General features: G+C 62.8%; 17 protein-coding genes. 4 read left to right on the top strand and 13 right to left on the bottom strand.

All coding sequences use genetic code 11. The features are described 5' to 3' along the window. Window positions 1-20: 20 nt before the first annotated feature. Window positions 21-1,730 carry a DUF2138 domain-containing protein gene (locus ACODTO_RS09130; RefSeq protein ID WP_175363212.1) on the bottom strand — a complete coding sequence of 570 codons (1,710 nt, stop codon included), beginning with the start codon at window positions 1,728-1,730 and terminating at the stop codon, window positions 21-23. A gap of 33 nt (window positions 1,731-1,763) precedes the next feature. Further along, on the bottom strand, window positions 1,764-2,552 hold the full coding sequence (locus ACODTO_RS09125) for a YfaP family protein (RefSeq protein ID WP_139650214.1): 789 nt from the start codon (window positions 2,550-2,552) through the stop codon (window positions 1,764-1,766). 270 nt (window positions 2,553-2,822) lie between these two features. Between ACODTO_RS09125 and ACODTO_RS09120 the strand changes: the two genes are divergently transcribed. The 4 genes from ACODTO_RS09120 to dxs all read left to right on the top strand — a co-directional run bounded on the left by ACODTO_RS09120 (window position 2,823) and on the right by dxs (window position 7,234). Next, a complete protein-coding gene (locus tag ACODTO_RS09120) occupies window positions 2,823-3,959 on the top strand; it encodes a Fic family protein (protein ID WP_489106310.1) in 1,137 nt (378 codons plus the stop codon). Window positions 3,960-4,095: 136 nt separating this feature from the next. Then, complete coding sequence (locus ACODTO_RS09115; protein WP_003185917.1) at window positions 4,096-4,338, top strand: exodeoxyribonuclease VII small subunit; 243 nt, start codon at window positions 4,096-4,098, stop codon at window positions 4,336-4,338. Further along, on the top strand, window positions 4,335-5,222 hold the full coding sequence (gene ispA / locus ACODTO_RS09110) for a (2E,6E)-farnesyl diphosphate synthase (protein ID WP_139650210.1): 888 nt from the start codon (window positions 4,335-4,337) through the stop codon (window positions 5,220-5,222). Before ACODTO_RS09115 ends, ispA begins: the two co-directional genes overlap by 4 nt. Window positions 5,223-5,335: 113 nt before the next feature. Continuing rightward, on the top strand, window positions 5,336-7,234 hold the full coding sequence (gene dxs / locus ACODTO_RS09105; RefSeq protein WP_139650209.1) for a 1-deoxy-D-xylulose-5-phosphate synthase: 1,899 nt from the start codon (window positions 5,336-5,338) through the stop codon (window positions 7,232-7,234). A gap of 175 nt (window positions 7,235-7,409) precedes the next feature. Here dxs and ACODTO_RS09100 read toward each other — a convergent pair whose 3' ends face one another. From ACODTO_RS09100 to nrdR, 11 genes are all read right to left on the bottom strand, one after another. Beyond that, entirely contained in the window at window positions 7,410-7,829 is a 420-nt protein-coding gene (locus ACODTO_RS09100) for an MFS transporter (protein WP_139650207.1), read from the bottom strand. After that, window positions 7,826-8,443: a GTP cyclohydrolase II gene (gene ribA, locus ACODTO_RS09095; protein WP_175386442.1), complete on the bottom strand. Its 618-nt coding sequence runs from the start codon at window positions 8,441-8,443 to the stop codon at window positions 7,826-7,828. Before ribA ends, ACODTO_RS09100 begins: the two co-directional genes overlap by 4 nt. A 109-nt stretch (window positions 8,444-8,552) precedes the next feature. Next, window positions 8,553-9,311 carry a substrate-binding periplasmic protein gene (locus tag ACODTO_RS09090; protein WP_489106309.1) on the bottom strand — a complete coding sequence of 253 codons (759 nt, stop codon included), beginning with the start codon at window positions 9,309-9,311 and terminating at the stop codon, window positions 8,553-8,555. A gap of 11 nt (window positions 9,312-9,322) precedes the next feature. Beyond that, window positions 9,323-9,826, bottom strand: coding sequence for a phosphatidylglycerophosphatase A family protein (locus ACODTO_RS09085; RefSeq protein WP_489106308.1), 504 nt, complete (start codon window positions 9,824-9,826; stop codon window positions 9,323-9,325). Next, a complete protein-coding gene (thiL, locus tag ACODTO_RS09080) occupies window positions 9,823-10,788 on the bottom strand; it encodes a thiamine-phosphate kinase (protein ID WP_489106307.1) in 966 nt (321 codons plus the stop codon). Before thiL ends, ACODTO_RS09085 begins: the two co-directional genes overlap by 4 nt. Further along, entirely contained in the window at window positions 10,789-11,289 is a 501-nt protein-coding gene (gene nusB, locus ACODTO_RS09075) for a transcription antitermination factor NusB (protein ID WP_024778364.1), read from the bottom strand. Continuing rightward, complete coding sequence (gene ribH / locus ACODTO_RS09070) at window positions 11,286-11,762, bottom strand: 6,7-dimethyl-8-ribityllumazine synthase (protein ID WP_003206025.1); 477 nt, start codon at window positions 11,760-11,762, stop codon at window positions 11,286-11,288. The genes nusB and ribH overlap by 4 nt, the downstream gene beginning before the upstream one ends. Before the next feature lie 225 nt (window positions 11,763-11,987). Then, window positions 11,988-13,079: a bifunctional 3,4-dihydroxy-2-butanone-4-phosphate synthase/GTP cyclohydrolase II gene (ribBA, locus tag ACODTO_RS09065; protein ID WP_024778362.1), complete on the bottom strand. Its 1,092-nt coding sequence runs from the start codon at window positions 13,077-13,079 to the stop codon at window positions 11,988-11,990. Between the two features lie 16 nt (window positions 13,080-13,095). After that, the gene (locus tag ACODTO_RS09060; RefSeq protein WP_489106306.1) at window positions 13,096-13,761 is read right to left on the bottom strand and encodes a riboflavin synthase; all 666 of its coding nucleotides are present in this window, start codon (window positions 13,759-13,761) and stop codon (window positions 13,096-13,098) included. Between the two features lie 46 nt (window positions 13,762-13,807). Beyond that, entirely contained in the window at window positions 13,808-14,941 is a 1,134-nt protein-coding gene (ribD, locus tag ACODTO_RS09055; protein WP_489106305.1) for a bifunctional diaminohydroxyphosphoribosylaminopyrimidine deaminase/5-amino-6-(5-phosphoribosylamino)uracil reductase RibD, read from the bottom strand. Then, window positions 14,938-15,402, bottom strand: coding sequence for a transcriptional regulator NrdR (gene nrdR, locus ACODTO_RS09050; protein ID WP_013694316.1), 465 nt, complete (start codon window positions 15,400-15,402; stop codon window positions 14,938-14,940). Before nrdR ends, ribD begins: the two co-directional genes overlap by 4 nt. Window positions 15,403-15,453 lie beyond the last annotated feature (51 nt).

The following is a 15,453-nucleotide window of genomic DNA, read 5'->3' as shown; positions in this document are numbered from 1 at the left end:
GAGCGTGCGGATCAGTCCGGTCACAGTGCTTTCCATTCCAGCGGCAACCACTGCCAGTGGCCGTCCGGCTCGCTGCCTGCCGGCAGGGTCAACGCGTATTTGCCATAACCGCCGAGGGTGCGCAGTTTTGGAATCAGGTAGGTCTGCGCGGCGTTGTAAAACACCGGTTCCATGTCCTGGGGCAAGCTGTCCAGGGTTTCACGCTGCATCAGTTGGGCCATGGAGTCCGGGCCGAAGTAGAACGGCATCAGCAGGTCCTTGGGCACCACGTCGGCCATCGGCGGGAAGCGCTTGTCGAGGGTACCGAGGGCCTTGTCCACCAGTTTGTCGTCGAGGGAGAACAGCAGGGTCGAACCGTGGCGCGCCAGGCTGACCCGCATGAACGCCTTGCCGGTGATGGCATCGGGTTGCAGCGAGTCCTTGGCCAGGTACGGGCCGAAATTGGAGCTCACCTGGCGCTGCCAATGATGCATCGAGCCTTCCTGCTTCTCGACAACCGGGAACGCGTGCTCGGCCACATTGTTTTCATAGGCGCCCACCATCGACCCGAACAGGTTGCCCAGGTCGGCGTCGATCTTGCCGTCGTCTTCGTTCAGGCTGGCCACCAGCAGCGGCGTGTACAGCCGCGAATCGGCGTACCAGCACAGGCCCGCCGCGCCGGCCATATGGTCGACCATGGCTTGGGCGGCTTTCTCCTCGGCACCGAGTTTCACCAGCAGCGGTTTCTGTTGTTCAGCGGCCAATGGCAAGGCCACGCAGGCACTCGCGCCCATGGGCATGGCTTGCCAGATCGGCTTGAAGTCGAAATCCGGCTGGTTCTCCAGTTCGTCCATGGCCAGGAAGCTGTGCCAGCCCTTGTCGTCCATGTCGAAACGCAACCCGGCGAAGTTCGGGATGAAACGCTGGTAGCCCATGGCAAGCACGCTGGCATTGACCGAGATACGTTGCTTGACCTCAGGCGCCTTGGGCGGCAGGCCGAAGGCTTCGGTGAAGAGTTTGTCGCCATTGAGCAGCGCAGCCAGTGCGGTGGTCGAAACGCTGCCGTGCTCTTCGGACGCCCCATTGGCCGGGTCATAGAGCTTGGTCGGGTCGGACAGCACCACCAGCTTGTCGCCATGGGAGGCGAAGACCAGGGATTTGCTGGCGTTGTAGCTGAGCTGGTAGAGCGCGACGTCATCGCCGCCGACCTTCAGGTCGCTGAGCTTGCTCAACTGCGTATCGTCCAGGGCGACTTTCGCCAGCGGTTCCAGCACCTTGGCCAACCCGCCGCGGTCCATCACCAGCAGGAAATCCTTGAGCCGGCCATCCGCGCCGCGCCACAGCGCCACATCGGCCGGCTGGTCGAAAAGCTCTTCGATCAGGCTGTCCTGCAGCTTCAGGTCATGCTCGTAGATGATCCGGCGCAGGCTGCCGATCAGCCCCAGGCGGTCGGCATGGGCCTGGTAATAGAAGACGAAATCCTCGGTGAGCGTGGCCTTGAGGAACGGCACCGCCAACAGGTCCTTGGGCAACTGGCTCAGGGAATGGGCTTCGAGCAGCCCGTCGGGACGACTCAGGCCGAGCTTTTCCAATGCCAGCGCCGTGGGCGGTGCCTTGGGCTTGTGCATGAACCAGCCCAACCCGGCGGCGACACCGGCCACCAGGCACAGCCCGATCAGCAACGCCGGCCAGCGGCGCGCAGGTTTAGCGACAGGTGTCGGCACGGTCGGGGAAGCAGTGTTGTCGCTCATATTCACAAGGGCCTGTTCATCCGTGGAGCGGAATTAGTAGTTGAAAGTCTTGACCAGCAAAAGATCGCCGATGGCGCGCAATGGCACGACAAAGGTTTCGCGTTTCTCATTGACGGTGTTTTCGTTGAGCACCAGATTGATCTGCGAGGTGATCACCTCGTTCTGGTTGCTGGTTTCGTCGAAGTTATAGCCGCCGTCGCCGTAGTTGCCCCAATAGTTCACGTAGACCAGGTAGGTGCCGTGCATCGGCGCCGTCATGGTGAACATTTCGGGGCCGGGGCCATCGACACCGTCCGGGTCGAGGCCGCCGCCATTGCTCAGCGCCGGCTGGCCGAAGAAGGCGTGCTGGCCGTCGGGGGTGATGATGTGCAGGTCGAGTTCGGCCTTGGGATCGTCCCAGCCCAACACCACGCGGATCTGCGCCGGGGTCCGCAGGTTGTTGGCCTCGTAGAACTGCACACGCTTGAGGGACTTGCCTTCGGAGCTGCGGACCTCGACGCTGTTGGAGCCGGCGCCGAACGCATACGGCCGGGCGAAACGGCCTTCGTCGTCGGTATAGAGATTCAGTGGATTGCCATTGACCGCCAGGCTGTGGGGCGGACGGGCGGTGCCCATGGCCTTGAGCCGGCCCTCGATCATCGTGCGATTGCGCTGCACGCCCCGGTCGATGGGCGGCGTGGGATAGGCCACCTGCGGGTTTTCAGTGCGATCGAGCAAGCCGCTGTAACGCCAGCCGCCCACCGGCTCCGACATCTCGGCCGTAGGCTCGGCCCACACCAGCGGTGCGACCGTCAGCGCGATCAGCAATGAAAGAAAACGCATGTATGCCTCCTGCCATGCACAACGCAACCCGGCGCCCTTCCTCGGCGCATTGATTATCTTTTTTCAGGTTTCGTCAGGGGCCCGCCATACGGGGGCTGTAGATGGCGCGAAGGTTAGCGATTCGGCGCGTTATTCACAATCGGGGAACGCGTGATTCTGTGTGGGAAATCACGTCTTGAGGAGAGCGTGAGCCGATTAGTGAATTTATTCGGCTCACAAAATGAGCCGAATAGCATTATTATTCGGCTCATCCCAGGAATGGAGAGACTCATGGAACCCTATTGGATCTGGCAACAGCCCGACTGGCCCAACTTTCACTGGCAGCCTGAAGCGTTAACGCCTCTGCTACGGGAATGCGTACAAACCCAAGGTCAATTGCTCGGAATGACCGGCGCTGTCACTAAGGCGCTCAACGCCCAGAACGAACTTGACGCGTTGTTGCAGAACATCGTGACCTCTTCGGCCATTGAAGGGGAGCAATTGAATGTGGGCTCGGTGCGGTCGTCCCTGGCCCGACGCCTGGGCCTGGAGCGGGCCGGCGATAACCCCGTCAGCCCACGCAGCGAGGGTCTGGCAAACCTTCTGCTGGATGCGACCCGGCATTTCAGCCAGCCCCTGACGGTCGAGCGGCTACTTGAATGGCATGAGTGGCTGTGCCCTGAGCAGGCGGAGGAACTTTTCCACCAGCACATCCGCGTAGGTTCGCTGCGGGGGGACGAGCCGATGCAAGTGGTCTCGGGCAGGTTGGACCGCCCTACCGTTCATTTCGAGGCACCGCCTCGCCAAGGTCTCGAACGGCAATTGCAAACGTTCCTCGACTGGTTTGAGGCCAGCCGCCATCAACCCGGACTCGATCCTTTGTTGCGGGCCGGTATCGCCCACTTCTGGTTTGTTACCCTGCATCCGTTCGACGACGGCAAAGGTCGCCTGACCCGCACCCTCACCGATCTCGCACTGGCCCAGGGCGAAGCCCAGGCGATCCGTTTTTACGCCATGTCCGTGAGCATTCTTGACGACCGCGCAGGCTATTACCGAGCACTCGAAAGCAGTCAGAAAGCCACGCTGGATATCACCGATTGGCTTAGCTGGTTTCTGCAGACCCTGTCGCGCAGCTTGCACAAAGCCATGGCGCAGATCGAAAGCGTGCTGGGCAAGGCGCGGTTCTGGCAGGTTCATCGCGCCTCAGGACTCACGCCAGAACAGACCAAAGTGCTTAACCGGTTGCTCGATGGTGGTGAAAAAGGTTTTGAGCAGGGTATCAGCGCCGCGCAGTACCAGGCCGTAGCCAAGGTTTCCAAGGCAACGGCAACCCGACATCTGACGGAGTTGCTGGAAAAAGGCTGTCTGGAGCGCTTACCGGGAGGTGGACGCAGCACTCGGTACCGGATCAATTATCCAGCGGCATGAGATTGCGTTTATAGCGAGCAGATGCTGCAAAGGGGCGCCACAAACGAACACGCCACCTGTAACCCGCCCTGATTTGCCCCAAAACCCCATGTCTGCTAGTGTCGCGCCGGTTTAACAGTCAACCGGAATAGCCGCCATGGCCCGCAAAAAAGCTGCATTGGACTTCGAACAATCCCTGGCCGACCTGCAAACGCTGGTCGAACGGCTGGAGAACGGCGAATTGTCGCTGGAAGACTCGCTGACTGCCTTCGAACAAGGTATCGGCCTGACTCGCGACTGCCAGGCGGCGCTGGCCCAGGCCGAGCAGAAGGTGCAGTTGCTGCTCGAGCGCGATGGCGAGCTGACCGAAGAACCTTTCGACGCGGAACAGCCTGAATGATCGGCGCCTATCAGGCCAGCAGCCAGGCCCGGGTCAATGCTGCGTTGAGCACTTTGTTTACCGCGCCGAGCCCCGAGCTGGCGCGCCTGTACGAAGCCATGCGCTATAGCGTGATGAACGGCGGCAAGCGTGTGCGGCCCCTGCTGGCTTATGCCGCATGCGAAGCCTTGGGCGGTGTGGCCGAACAGGCCAACGGCGCGGCATGTGCGGTGGAACTGATCCACGCTTATTCCCTGGTGCACGACGACCTGCCGGCCATGGATGACGACGACCTGCGTCGCGGCCAGCCGACCACCCACAAGCAATTCGACGAAGCCTGCGCGATCCTGGCCGGTGACGGCTTGCAGAGCCTGGCCTTCAGCGCCCTGCTCGATCCGTCCCTGAGCGATTGCCCGGCACAGGTCCGCCTGGATATGGTCAGCACCCTGGCACTGGCGGCAGGCCCCGCCGGCATGGTCGGCGGCCAGGCCATCGACCTGGGTTCGGTCGGCCTGAAGCTGGATCAGGGTGCGCTGGAATACATGCACCGGCACAAGACCGGTGCCCTGATCGAAGCCAGCGTCAAGCTCGGCGCCCTCGCCAGCGGCCGGGCCACCCCAGAACAGTTGCACGCCTTGCAGGCATACGCCCGGGCCATCGGCCTGGCGTTCCAGGTACAGGACGATATCCTCGATGTCGAAAGCGATACCCAGACCCTGGGCAAGCGCCAGGGTGCGGACATCGCCCGCGACAAGCCGACCTACCCGGCCCTGCTAGGCCTTGACGCCGCCAAGGCCTACGCCCTGGAATTGCGCGACCAGGCCCTGGAAGCGTTGCGGCTGTTTGACGCGGCGGCCGAACCGCTGCGCGACTTGGCGCGCTATATCGTCGAACGACGCAGCTGATACGGGGTCAACCTTTCAGACTGCGTATCGGCCAAGTTCCGGCCAACGCGTGGGCAGCTTGCGATGCATAAGGTAAACTGCCGCCTCTTTCTATACCTATAACGATTCGCCTGATGCCCACGACGTTTCAAGAGATTCCCCGCAAACGCCCGACCACGCCCCTGCTGGACCGCGCCAACACGCCGGACGGCTTGCGTCGGCTGGGTGAAGCCGAGCTGGAAACCCTGGCCGATGAGTTGCGCCTGGAACTGCTCTATACGGTCGGCCAGACCGGTGGGCACTTCGGTGCCGGCCTGGGCGTCATCGAGCTGACCATCGCGCTGCATTACGTATTCGACACTCCGGACGACCGGCTGGTGTGGGACGTCGGCCATCAGGCCTACCCGCACAAGATCCTCACCGGTCGCCGCGAGCGCATGGGCACGCTGCGCCAGAAGGACGGCATCGCGGCATTCCCACGGCGCTCCGAAAGCGAATACGACACCTTTGGCGTCGGTCACTCCAGCACCTCCATCAGCGCTGCCCTGGGCATGGCCATTGCCTCCCGGCTGCAGAACAGCGACCGCAAGGCCATTGCCGTGATCGGCGATGGCGCCCTGACGGCGGGCATGGCTTTCGAGGCGCTGAACCACGCGCCGGAAGTCAACGCCAACATGCTGGTGATCCTCAACGACAACGACATGTCGATCTCGCGCAATGTCGGCGGCTTGTCCAACTACCTGGCGAAGATCCTTTCCAGCCGCACCTACGCCAGCATGCGCGAAGGCAGCAAGAAGGTCCTGTCGCGCCTGCCCGGCGCCTGGGAAATCGCTCGCCGCACCGAGGAATATGCCAAGGGCATGCTGGTCCCCGGCACGCTGTTCGAAGAACTGGGCTGGAACTACATCGGCCCGATCGACGGTCATGACCTGCCGACGCTGATCGCCACGCTGCGCAACATGCGCGACCTCAAGGGACCACAGTTCCTGCATGTGGTGACCAAGAAGGGCAAGGGCTTCGCCCCGGCGGAAGTCGACCCTATCGGTTACCACGCCATCACCAAGCTCGAACCGCTGGATGCCCCGGCCTCCGCCCCGAAAAAGGCCGGTGGCCCCAAGTACTCCGCCGTATTCGGCCAATGGCTGTGCGACATGGCCGCCAAGGACTCGCGACTGGTGGGCATCACCCCCGCCATGAAGGAAGGCTCGGACCTGGTGGCCTTCAGCGAACGCTACCCGCAACGCTATTTCGACGTAGCGATTGCCGAGCAGCACGCCGTGACCTTTGCCGCCGGCATGGCGTGCGAAGGGGCAAAACCAGTGGTGGCGATCTATTCGACCTTCCTGCAACGCGGTTACGACCAGCTGGTCCATGACGTCGCGGTGCAGAATCTCGATGTGCTGTTCGCCATCGACCGCGCCGGCCTGGTGGGCGAAGACGGCCCGACTCACGCCGGCAGCTTCGACCTTTCGTACCTGCGCTGCATCCCCGGCATGCTGGTGATGACCCCGAGCGACGAGAACGAGCTGCGCAAGATGCTCACCACGGGCCACTTGTTCAATGGCCCAGCGGCGGTGCGCTATCCCCGTGGCAGCGGACCGAACGCGACCATCGAGACCACCCTCGAGCCGATTGAGATCGGCAAGGGTGTGATCCGCCGCCAGGGCAAGCAGACCGCCCTGTTGGTGTTCGGCGTGCAACTGGCCGAGGCCTTGAAAGTCGCACAGACCCTGGACGCCACTGTCGTGGACATGCGCTTCGTCAAACCGCTGGACGAAGCCCTGCTCCGCGAAATGGCCGCCAGCCATGAGCTGCTGGTGACCATCGAGGAAAACGCCATCATGGGCGGCGCCGGCGCGGCGGTCAGTGAGTTCCTGGCCCGGGAGAACATCCTCAAGCCCGTGCTGCACCTGGGCCTGCCGGACATCTACGTCGAACACGCCAAGCCTGCGCAAATGCTGGCCGAGTGCGGGCTGGACGAGGCTGGGATCGAAGCATCCGTGCGCCGGCGGCTGCAGTTGCTGGGCCTGTAACCTACCTACCCTGTGGGAGCGAGCTTGCTCGCGATGCGATCTGTCAGTCGACGACTGTTTGGACTGATACACCGCCATCGCGAGCAGGCTCGCTCCCACAAGGGACCGCGCCCGAACAGACACCATCATTCAATTGTGGGAGCGAGCCTGCTCGCGATAGGGACGCCGCGGTCTATCAGCCGAGCTGACGCGGAAGGCGATACAGGTAGAACAGCACCGTGGAAGACAAGGCCAGCAACATCAGCGGCACGGCTTCCAGGCCCACGAACACCGCCAGGGCACCGATCCAGGCCGGCAGCCCGGCGACCAGGAACGCAGCACGCCGACTGGCAGCCAACGTGATCCAGGCCTGGGGCTCTTCGGGGGTATCGAGGGCATTCTGGGTGGCGATCAAAGCGTGTTTGTATGCGCCAAAGAATCGCAGGCTGACGAACATCGAGGCCACGCCGGCGATGAACAGCGGCATCGCCAACACCGGCAGGATCGCTTCGCCCTGGCCGAAGACCAGATTGATCACGAACAGCGGCAGCAACGCCAACGCCAGGTATTTCCACCAACTGATGGACAATCGCCGCCGGACCTGACCCCGCGTCACGCCCGGTCGACCTCGCCCTGGTGCTCGTTGCCCATCATGTGGTCGAGCTTGCTGGCCTTGGTCGCCAGGTAGAGCTTGTTGTGAGGATTATGGCCGGTGTGCAGCGGCACCCGCTCCGCCACGACGATGCCCATGTCGGTCAACGCCTTGACCTTGCGCGGGTTATTGGTCATCAACCGCAGGGACTTGACGCCCAGGTGTTCGAGCATGGGCAGGCAGATGCTGTAGTCACGCAGGTCGGCGGCAAAACCGAGGCGCTCGTTGGCTTCCACGGTATCGGCACCGCCATCCTGCAATTCATAGGCACGGATCTTGTTCAACAGGCCAATGCCACGCCCTTCCTGGCGCAAGTACAGCAACACGCCTCGACCTTCGCGGGCAATGGCCTGCAAGGCGGCTTCGAGTTGCGAGCCGCAGTCGCAGCGCTGGCTGAACAGGGCATCCCCCGTCAGGCATTCGGAGTGCAAGCGGCCCAGTACCGGAACGCCGTCGGCAATATCACCCAGGCTCAGCACAACGTGCTCGCGGCCGGTGGCCTCATCCAGAAAACCATGCATGGTGAATTGCGCAAAGGGCGTTGGCAGCTTGGAAGCGGCAACAAAAACGACAGGCACCGGTGTGCTCCTGATCTAGTACTGGAGATTCGCAGAGGAGGGCATTGTAACAGCAGGTCCCGGCAGACGCTTAGGCTGAATTGTCGACTATTACTATCGAAGAGATTGATTACGGCTTCGGTGGCTTACCGTGCTCGTCGAAAGGATAAGGTTGTTTCCAGCGCTCGAAAATCGGTTTCAACCGACCACTTTTCACCAAAACCTCCATACGCCGGTCGAACAGCGCACGCAGCGCCCGTCCGTTTTCGGTGTTGGCGAAGCCCAGGTACAGCGGCAGGTTGATCAACGGCGAGAGCTTGAACTGCTGGGGATTGTCGGCCTTGGCGAGCACGCCCTGGATCTCCATCAAGGCGTCGATGTAATAATCGGCCCGATCATGCAGCAGCATCGGCAGGATACCCACCGCCCGGTGGATTTCGTTGAAACGGCGGATGTTGGGCAGATAGGCGTTGTATTCGTACCCGCGCATCCACACCAGCCGATAATTGCCGACCGTCTCCAGTGTGGGTGACGGCTTGGAGGCCAGTCCCAAGGCATAGATATGATCGACGTCGTAGTGCCATTGGGGATAGAGCAGCCCTTCGGTTTCATCGCGATAGGCACCGACCTGTGCATCGGCCTCGCCGCGCTGCACCAAGCCGATCGAACGGGTGTAGGGGACGCTGCGGATCTCCAGCTTCACACCTTCAGGTTCGAACACCTCGCGCAAGATGTCCCAAGCCATGCCCCGGCCATCAGCGCCGGTATAGTCGCTCCACTCTTCACTGGCTGCGCGGATCTTGCCAGGTAACGGTGTTGGCTCGGCCGCCAGAACGCCGAGGCAAGTCCCTAGACACAGCAACAGCAACAGCGCTCGGCTTACGCCCATGCCTGGATCCCTCAGGAAAGACACCACACCAGTCCTTGCATTGCCAGCCAGGCAAACACCCCGGCCAGGATGTCGTCGAGCATGATACCGACGCCTCCGTGGACATGCCGGTCGATCCACCGGATCGGCCATGGCTTGAGAATATCGAAGAAGCGGAACATCAGGAAACCCGCCAAGAGCCAGTACCAGCCTTCCGGCACCAGCCACAGGGTAATCCACATCCCGACCATTTCATCCCAGACGATCCCTTCATGATCGTGCACACGCAGGTCGTCCGCCACCTTGCCACACAACCAGAAGCCGAACAGCATGGTGATGCCGAGCATCAGCCAGTAGCCCCAGTCCGGCAACATCTGCCACAACGGTATGAAGGGTAGCGCAACCAGCGAGCCCCATGTACCTGGCGCCTTGGGCAAAGTACCCGAACCGAAGCCAAATGCCAGGAAATGCCAGGGATTACGCCAGACCGAGGGGGGGACGAATTCGGCTGGAACCTGGTTGGGATGATCTGTCACGGTGTCTCCCGAAAATGTTGATAACCCCGGATTTGCGGGGTGATGTCGCTTCCATCGGCGTCCACCAGCATGACACCCTGCCCTGCCATGACACTGCCGATCACGTGGATTGGCCAGCCTTCGGCCTGCAACGCCGATAATCGGACCGGTGGCAAGCTGAACAGCAGCACATAATCGTCACCCCCGCTCAGCGCGGCCTGCTCCGCGTCCGTTCGGCCGAGGAAGGCCAGCAAAGCGTTGGACAACGGTAGCCGGTCCCGTTCAACCTGGATGGCCACGCCGGACGCCAATGCGATATGCCCGCAATCGGCCAGCAGACCATCGGAAATATCCATGGCCGCACTGGCCCTGCCCCGTAGCGCCAGCCCCAGGCGGGTCTGCGGACGCGGTGACCAATAATGCGCCAGCAACGGCTCGGCGACGGCCGGCTCAGTGTGACGCTGGCCAAGCACGAGCGGCAATGCACCGGCAGCATTGCCCAGTTCGCCACCGACACACAGCAGATCGCCAGGCTGCGCGCCGCTCCGGGTCAACGCCTGGCCGGACGGCACGCGACCGAACACGGTCATGGTCAGGCTCAGCGGCCCGCGAGTGGTGTCACCACCCACCAGCGCAACGCCACAAGCCTGGGCCATCTGGTTCAAACCACGGGCATAGGCCTGCAACCAATCGGCGGTCACCGTCGGCAAGGTCAGGGCGAGGGTAAAGGCAAGGGGCCTGGCGCCCATGGCGGCGAGATCGCTGACCGCCACGGCCAGCGAGCGCTGGCCGAGCAGGAATGGATCGCAAGGATCTGGAAAATGCACACCGGCCACGAGCGTGTCGGTGGACACTGCCAACTGCTCCCCGGGAAGAACCGCCAGCAAGGCACAATCGTCGCCGATCCCCAGCGCAACGCCGTCGCCGCCCTGCGCACAAGGCGCCGCGGCGAAATAGCTGCGGATCAGCTCAAACTCACCCATTCAGCGCTTGAACGCCTTCACTTCAGCTTCCCGCAAACGCGGGGCGAGCTTGTCGAGCACACCGTTGACGAATTTGTGTCCGTCGGTGGAACCGAAGACCTTCGCCAGCTCGATCCCTTCGTTGATCACTACGCGGTACGGTACGTCGACGCGCTGCATCAGTTCCCAGGTGGACAGGCGCAACACCGCCAGTTCAACCGGGTCCAGCTCTTCGATGGTCAGGTCCAGGCAAGGTGCCAGGGCCTTGTCGATTTCGGTCTTGTGCGCCGGAACTCCGTGGAGGATCTCGCGGAAATACGCGCCGTCAACATCGCTGAAATCGTTATCGACCCGAAACTGCGCTTCGATCTCGTTCAGCGACTGCTTGGCCATGTGCCATTGATACAGCGCCTGGGTCGCAAGCTGACGGGCTTCGCGACGCTTGACGCTTTTCGAAGGCTTGCCGGCATCGGCAGGCTTGGGATCGCGCGGGTTGAAACGATCGCTTTCGTCGCTAATCACTTGGCCTCCAACTGCGCCAGCAGACTGACCATTTCCAGGGCGGACAGGGCGGCTTCGGCGCCTTTGTTACCGGCCTTGGTGCCGGAACGTTCGATGGCTTGTTCGATGGAATCAACGGTCAGCACGCCGAAAGCCACCGGCACGCCGAACTCCATGGACACCTGGGCCAGGCCCTTGGTGCACTCGCCAGCCACGTACTCGAAATGCGGAGTACCGCCACGAATGACCGCGCCCAGGGCGATGATTGCTGCATATTCGCCTTTTTGAGCGACTTTCTGCGCAACCAGCGGAATTTCGAAGGCGCCAGGGGCACGGATGATGGTGATGTCGCTTTCGCTCACGCCATGGCGAACCAGGGCATCGACCGCACCGCCAACCAGGCTCTCGACCACGAAGCTGTTGAAACGGCCCACTACCAGAGCGTAGCGGCCTTTGGGGGCGATGAAGGTACCTTCGATGGTCTTCAGGGTCATTCGTCAATTCTCTTAAAGAGCCGGAACGCGCTCGGTGCGCGCTCCTCGGTGATATTTAGCCACGAATTACAGGGCCAGCCGTTCATTTCAGGAAACTGCACCCCTTGTGGGAGCGGTCCTGCTCGCGATGACGTCAGCTCAGAGACATTAATGTCGCCTGATGCACCGCTTTCGCGAGCAGGCTCACTCCCACAGGGGGAAGACCTCCTTAACTGAACGAGGTCATTATTCGGAGGGCACGTATTCTACAACTTCCAGATCGAAACCGGATATCGCATTAAATTTCATCGGTGCGCTCATCAGGCGCATTTTACGTACGCCCAGGTCACGCAGGATCTGCGAACCGGCGCCGACCGTACTGTAAGTGGTGGTCTTCTTCACCGGCAATTGCTCGCCGGTTTCGCGGATATGCGCCAGCAGCACATCGCCATCGAGGGGGTGTCCGAGCAGCAGCACCACGCCGCTGCCGGCCTCCGCCACCGCGGCCATCGCGGCCCGCAGGCTCCAGCGGCCGGGTTGCTTGACCATCAGCAGGTCCCGCAGCGGGTCCATGTTATGCACGCGGACCAGGGTCGGCTCTTCGGCGCAGACGGTGCCCAGGGTCAGTGCCATGTGCACGTCGCCTTCCACCGAATCGCGGTAGGTCACCAGGTTGAAATGGCCCAGCTCGCTGTCCAGCGGCTGCTCGGCAATCCGCTGAACGGTACGTTCGTGGATCATCCGGTAATGGATGAGGTCGGCGATGGTGCCGATCTTGATGTCGTGTTCGGCGGCGAAGGCCTCCAGTTCCGCGCGACGGGACATGGTGCCGTCGTCGTTCATCACTTCGCAGATCACGCCGCTGGGCTCGAAACCGGCCATGCGCGCCAGGTCGCACGCTGCCTCGGTGTGGCCGGCGCGGGCCAAGGTACCGCCGGCCTGGGCCATCAGCGGGAAGATATGGCCAGGGCTGACGATGTCTTCGGCCTTGGCGTCCTTCGCGGCGGCGGCTTGCACGGTGCGTGCGCGGTCAGCGGCGGAAATGCCGGTGGTCACGCCCTCGGCGGCCTCGATGGACACGGTGAACTTGGTGCCGAAGCCGGAACCGTTGCGCGGAGCCATCAGCGGCAGCTTCAGCAGCTCGCAACGCTCGCGGCTCATCGGCATGCAGATCAGGCCACGGGCGTGCTTGGCCATGAAGTTGATGTGTTCGGCCTTGCAGCATTCGGCGGCCATGATCAGGTCGCCTTCGTTCTCGCGGTCTTCGTCATCCATGAGGATGACCATCTTGCCTTGGCGGATGTCTTCAACCAGCTCTTCGATGCTATTGAGCGCCACGCGGCACCCCCTTGGGTCAGGATTTGAGGTAGCCGTTGGCGGCCAGAAAGCTTTCGGTGATGTTACTGCCGGACGTCGGCTCTGCGGCCTTGTCACCGAGCAGCAAGCGCTCCAGGTAACGGGCCAGCAGGTCGACTTCCAGGTTGACCCGGCGCCCAGGCCGGTACGAAGCCATGATGGTTTCGCTCAAGGTGTGCGGGATGATCGTCAACAGGAATTCGGCGCCATCCACCGCGTTGACCGTCAGGCTGGTGCCGTCGACGGTGATCGAGCCCTTGTGCGCGATGTACTTGGCCAGCGCCTTCGGCGCACGGATGCGAAACTCCACGGCCCGGGCGTTATCGGTGCGCGAAACCACTTCGCCGACGCCGTCGACATGGCCGCTGACCAGATGCCCGCCCAACCGGGTGGTGGGCGTGAGGGCTTTCTCCAGATTGACCGGACTGCCGCTCTTGAGGTCGTTCATGGCGGTGCAGTCGAGGGTTTCGCGGCTGACGTCCGCCAGGAAACCATTGCCGGGCAGTTCGACGGCAGTCAGGCAGACACCGTTCACGGCGATGCTGTCGCCCAGTTTGACGTCGCTCAGGTCGAGCTTGCCGGTTTCGACGTGAACCCGCACGTCGCCGCCCTTGGGGGTGAGTGCACGGATACTGCCGATGGATTCGATAATGCCGGTAAACATGGAGTCCTCCTCGAGAACAGGCCGCCGCTTGAGCGAAGGCCGGGAATTATACGCTGGCCGGCGGAACGGGAACGGCGATGACTCGCCAGTCATCGCCCACGGCGCGGATTTCGGTGATTTTCAGCGCCGGGGCATCTTTCATGTGCGCCAGCGGCCAATCCAGCAAGGGTCGCGCCGAAGATCCCAGGAACTTGCCGGCGATAAAAATCTGGAATTCGTCCACCAAGCCTTGCCGGGCGAATGCCCCCGCCAGGCGTGGGCCGGCTTCCACCAGCACCTCATTGACGCCACGAGCCGCCAGCTCCACCAGCAGGCGCCGCAGGTCGACCTGGCCATCATCGCCTGCCACGATCATGCATTCGGGACCGTTGGCGTACTGTTCTTCCACCGCCATGCACGTGGCGACCAGCGCCGGGCCAGCCTTGAAGAAGGGGGCATCCAGCGGCACCCGCAAGCGACCGTCCACCAGTACCCGCAGCGGCGGACGACTCATGACCAATGCTGTCTGATCGGCATCCAGCCCGAGCTCATCGGCGCGTACGGTCAGCCGGGCATTGTCCGCCAGCACCGTGTCGGCGCCGGTCAGTACCACGCTGGCCTGGGCTCGCAGCCGTTGCACCGCTGAACGTGCCGCCGGGCCGGTGATCCACTGGCTTTCGCCGCTTTCCATGGCGGTGCGGCCATCGAGGCTCATCGCGAGCTTGACCCGCACGAATGGCAAGCCGTGCTCCATGCGCTTGAGAAAACCCTGGTTGAGCTGACGGGCCTCGCCTTCCAGTACGCCGCTTTCGGTGGCGATACCGGCCTGGGCCAGCCGTTGCAAACCGCGACCGGCGACTTCCGGGTTCGGGTCCTGCATCGCCGCCACGACCCGGGCAACACCGGCGTTGACCAGCGCATCGGCACAAGGCGGCGTACGGCCGTGGTGACTGCAGGGTTCGAGGGTCACGTAGGCGGTGGCGCCCCGGGCCAGTTCACCGGCGGCGCGCAAGGCATGGACTTCGGCATGGGGTTCACCGGCGCGGATGTGCCAGCCTTCGCCAACGATCTGCCCGTCACGCACGATCACGCAACCCACTCGCGGATTGGGATGGGTGGTGTAGTGACCGCGCCGCGCCAGTTCCAGGGCGCGGGCCATGTAATGGGCGTCGAGGACGGCCTGTTGCGCCGGGACGGTCATTCTTTCACCGGTTCGCGGGCCAGGCGGTCGATTTCCTCGCGGAACTCGTTCAGGTCCTGGAAGCGCCGGTACACCGAGGCAAAACGGATGTAGGCGACTTCGTCGAGCTTCTGCAGCTCGGCCATCACCAGCTCGCCAACCACCAGGGATTTGACCTCCCGCTCGCCGGTCGCCCGCAGCTTGTGCTTGATGTGCACCAGCGCCGCTTCCAGGCGCTCGACGCTCACCGGGCGTTTTTCCAGGGCTCGCTGCATGCCGGCACGCAGTTTTTCTTCGTCGAACGGCTGGCGGCTGCCGTCGGTTTTGATCAGGCGCGGCAACACCAGTTCAGCGGTCTCGAACGTGGTGAAACGTTCGCCGCAGGCCAGGCATTCGCGCCGACGGCGGACCTGTTCGCCCTCGGCGACCAGTCGCGAGTCGATGACTTTGGTGTCGTTGGCACCGCAGAAGGGACAGTGCATGGTGGCAGGCAACAAAAAATGGGAGGGCCATGGTAGCGCATCCCACTGGCA

This window comes from Pseudomonas sp. FG13 (assembly GCF_057809755.1).
Note: the sequence above shows the minus strand (reverse complement) of the source record. Positions and strands in the feature narration are given on the sequence as shown.